Genomic DNA, 4,193 nt, shown 5'->3' on the forward strand with positions numbered 1-4,193 from the left:
ACCGTTCGCTATTTTTTTTGCCATCAATTTGTCGCCAATGTTCAACACGCCCTAATGCGGCGATTCTATTTCTAACTGACTATACCAGAGATTATCTTAGTCCAAGCTCAATGGCGAATTATTAAGGACACTTTTAATCATCAACAATACTGCCAAATCGAGCATCAAGAGTGGCAGCCAGTTGCGCAGGTGGCAGCTCAATCTCTAAACCACGCCGACCACCACTCACATAAATAGTTGGCTGCACTTCAGCTGAACTATCGATAATAGTCGCCAAACGCTTTTTTTGCCCCAATGGACTGACGCCGCCGAGTACGTAGCCAGTACTGCGTTCGACTTGTTTTGGGTCTGCCATTTGGACCTTTTTGCAGGACAGTACTTTATTAGAAGACAGCTTATTAACAGACAGTGCTTTGGCCATTTTTTTAAAGTTTAAGGTTTTCTCTACGGGCAATACCGCAACTGCGAGCGCACCAGCATCGGTCAACACGACCAAGGTTTTAAACACTTGAGCGGCATCAACGCCGAGTTTTTCTACCGCCTCTAAACCAAAGGAGGCGGCGTTACTGTCATGGCTATATTCGTGCAATTGATAATTAAGAGCGCATTTTTTGGCAAGATTGATGGCTGGCGTCATAATATTTTAACTCAAATCAGTGAGGTTAAATGATAGGCTTACACATGGTTGGTCGCGGTTGTAGGCAAACTATTATTACGCTAAATAGGTTAATCTTCAAATACGAGACCTTATTAAAAGCGGCCTAACTCACTATATACTACCTCAAACCTGTGAATAGTGGCAGTATATACAGACACTATATATCGCTTTGATGGCTTTTATGGCATTATAAGCGCAACACATTTGACTAATTTTGATACTGATTATGATACCGAAGTTCTTAAAAAAACGGATTTTTAAAGCGCCAGTTGCGACTGACAGTTCTTCTGAAACTGATATCAATCCAATCGCCACCAAGCCTTACTCTAATGCACCAATCAATCAGCTCTACCGTAAAATCTCGGGGCAGATGCTCGACGTCGCTGTCAAACCTAAATTATTGGGTGAGTTACCCGAGTTCGACGCTGACGATCAAACCTTAAGATTTTATGTGTTGCAAGATTACTCACGTTCCAACAGCATTTTGATTGATTTGCAAACGCAAGAGCACAACCTACCACCAGCGTTGGTTGGGGTAAATGATATCGCTCATAATATTAAAGAAAATGCCGCCATCATATTTTTAAATCATCCAAATGCCAAAGACAGTCAGCTATCACCGCGCCTGTCACGCTTGGTTTCTGCTGTCCTGCAATATCCAGAGTTAAAAGTGCGTTTGGTTCCTGTATCTATCCTATGGGGACGCGCGCCAGAAAAAGAAGATTCGCTATTTAAACTGCTGACCGCTGACAACTGGGAAGATCCAAGCATCACCAAGCAATTATTTAATATTGGGGTGATGGGACGCGATACCTTTGTGCAGTTCCATCCACCGCAAGATTTACGTACCCTTATTAATGATAGCCTCGAAGGGAATGGTGAGGGGCCAGTAGTCTTGGACTCGGTCGCCACCTATCCTAAAAATATTGATTTAGAAAATAGCGGCTTGAACGATGGCAGCAGTAACAACAATGACGTCGAAAATACAGTCCAAGCACCAAGCTATGCATTGGTCGCGGCTGCCGATGGCAATCGTGAACTGGTGCGCTCGTTGCAACAGCAGCTAACGATTTATCTGGATAAACAGCGGGCCAGTATGCTCGGTCCCGATTTATCAGACAGGCGTAACTTGGTAGACAAGCTCGTTTATTCACCGGCCATTAAACATGCGATAGAAGCGGAAGCGGCAGAAACCGGTACCAGCACTCGTGAAACGCGTCTACTCGCAAAAAACTATGCCAACGAGATGGTCAATGATTATTCACACTCTATCGTGCGCGGTTTTTATAAGTTTTTAACCTGGTTGTGGACGCAGCTATATGACGGTGTGGAAGTGCATCATTTTGAGCGCGTACGAGAGCTAGCGGCTGATTATGAACTGATTTATGTGCCTTGCCATCGCAGTCATGTCGACTACCTTCTATTATCTTATGTTATCTATAAGCGCGGCTTAAGTATTCCTTATGTTGCAGCCGGTGACAACTTAGATGTGCCAGTATTGGGTCCGCTATTACGCGGTGCCGTTGCCTTTTATATACGCCGTAGCTTCCGTGGTAATGCGCTTTACACCGCGGTATTACGTGAATACATGCATACCCTTATTACGCGTCATACACCGATTGAATACTTTATTGAAGGCGGTCGCTCACGTTCAGGACGTTTATTGCCACCGAAAATGGGCATGCTAGCAATGACCGTACATAGCCAATTGCGCCAGACCAATAAGCCCGTGGTATTTATTCCAACCTATATTGGTTATGAGCGCATCATGGAAGGTGGTACTTACGTTGGTGAGTTAAAGGGCAAACCCAAAGAGTCTGAGTCTTTGATTGGATTGCTTAAAGTCGGCCGTAAGATTGAGCGTATCTTTGGAAATGTGCACTTAAGCTTTGGCACACCGCTACATCTTAGCGACTTTATGACCAAATTCGATGTACCAGCCAATAGTTTACCGGCAGATCGCACCGATACGCCACTCGATGATAAAGCCAGTGCGATGGTCGATAATATTGGCGTGAAAGTCATGCAGCATATTAATAAAGCCGCGGTAGTCACGCCCGTATCACTATTGTCATTGGTGCTATTATCAGCACCCAAAGCCGCTCTAGATGAAAATATCTGCCGCGAGCAAATCGCCCTCTATCAAGGTCTTGCTCAACAGCTGGCATATTCGGATGACACGGTTATCACTGATATGAGTCCGCAACAAATCATCGATTATGGTATTAAGCTAAAGCTCATTGAGCGTACGCCGCACATCTTAGGCGATATCATTCAAATTGCAGGCAAGCAAGCGGCATTGCTCAGCTATTTCCGCAATAACATCTTGCATGTGTTTATTCTACTGTCTTTCTTATCAGCACTCGTGGCGCGTAATGGTCGTATCGAGCGCAGCCGTTTAGATAATATTGCCAAACAACTCTATCCATTCTTACAGAGCGAGCTGTTTTTACATTATCCAGCGCATGGCTTAGCGGAGACGCTAAATAAGAAAATTGATATCTTAATCGCGCACGGACTGATTATAGAATTGAGCGATGGCATACTTAGCGTACCTGAGACCAATAGTAAATGCTATCAGCAGCTGCAAGTTCTCGCCACTCCCGTTGGCCAAAGTCTTGAGCGTTACTTTATGACGCTTGCCCTACTCGCTCAGCAAGGCTCAGGCAATTTAACCGAAAACGAAGTCGTTGACTTGTGTCATCTGCTTGGTCAACGCTTATCGGTGTTATATGCAGATGATATTCCTGATTTCTTTGACCGCGCGTTATTCACCAGCTTTATCAGTGCCTTGACTCGTCTTGATTACTTGCAAAAAGATGATGAAACTGGGGTATTGACCTTTGACCAGCGTATCAACGATATTGCCCATCATGCCAAGTACGTCCTGACACCTGATATGATGCAAATTTTGCAGCAAGTGGCCAGCTTAGACGAAGCAGAAATCACCCATGCGATTACTGAGATTAGTAATAAAAAGCAGCGTAAATTTGGTCGTAAGCGTTAGGTTTTAGTCAGGTATCTTGAGCCAATTATAGGGGCTGCAAAAAAACCATACCCGCAGTATCGTAGCGTTTTTAAAGTATTTTAACTATATCTTAACCAAGTGACGCACAAAAAAAGACCTCTAAATAATTGGAGGTCTTTTTTATGCCTTAGATTAACACATGAAGTGCAATACCAAATGTGAGGTGAAAAAAAGACCTAGATGCGCTAGCATCAAAGTTTTTATCCACCGACCAAAGTGAGATTGCAACCATGAACTATACACATCTAAGCCTAGGTGAACGATACCAGATTTATGCCCTTAAAGGGGCAAAACATAGTATTAAATTTATAGCGAGGGCGTTAAACAGAAGTCCCAGCACCATATCAAGAGAGCTTAGGCGTAATAAAGGCCTGCGCGGTTACCGAGCAAAGAATGCTAATAACAAGGCTTGTGACAGACGGTCAAACAATGCGCCCAGCATCATCGCTGACGTATGGGATTGGGTCACAGATAAGCTAAAAGACAGCTGGAGTCCTGAACAAATAG

The 4,193-nt window shown here is 44.0% G+C and carries 3 protein-coding genes; 2 read left to right on the top strand and 1 reads right to left on the bottom strand.

Features of this window, described 5'->3' with window-relative positions; translation table 11 throughout:
- Positions 1 to 133: 133 nt before the first annotated feature.
- Positions 134 to 637, bottom strand: coding sequence for a Cys-tRNA(Pro) deacylase (ybaK, locus tag EI161_RS13550; protein WP_192529789.1), 504 nt, complete (start codon positions 635 to 637; stop codon positions 134 to 136).
- A 247-nt stretch (positions 638 to 884) separates the two neighbouring features.
- Here ybaK and plsB point away from each other — a divergent pair, with 247 nt between their 5' ends.
- Together plsB and EI161_RS13560 are read left to right on the top strand one after the other, a co-directional pair.
- On the top strand, positions 885 to 3,665 hold the full coding sequence (gene plsB, locus EI161_RS13555; RefSeq protein WP_192529790.1) for a glycerol-3-phosphate 1-O-acyltransferase PlsB: 2,781 nt from the start codon (positions 885 to 887) through the stop codon (positions 3,663 to 3,665).
- A 251-nt stretch (positions 3,666 to 3,916) separates the two neighbouring features.
- The coding region (locus EI161_RS13560) for a helix-turn-helix domain-containing protein (protein WP_192528923.1) at positions 3,917 to 4,193 on the top strand (277 nt) is incomplete at its 3' end.

The organism is Psychrobacter sp. FME5 (assembly GCF_014861375.1).
In the GTDB taxonomy this organism is placed as follows: Bacteria; Pseudomonadota; Gammaproteobacteria; order Pseudomonadales; family Moraxellaceae; genus Psychrobacter.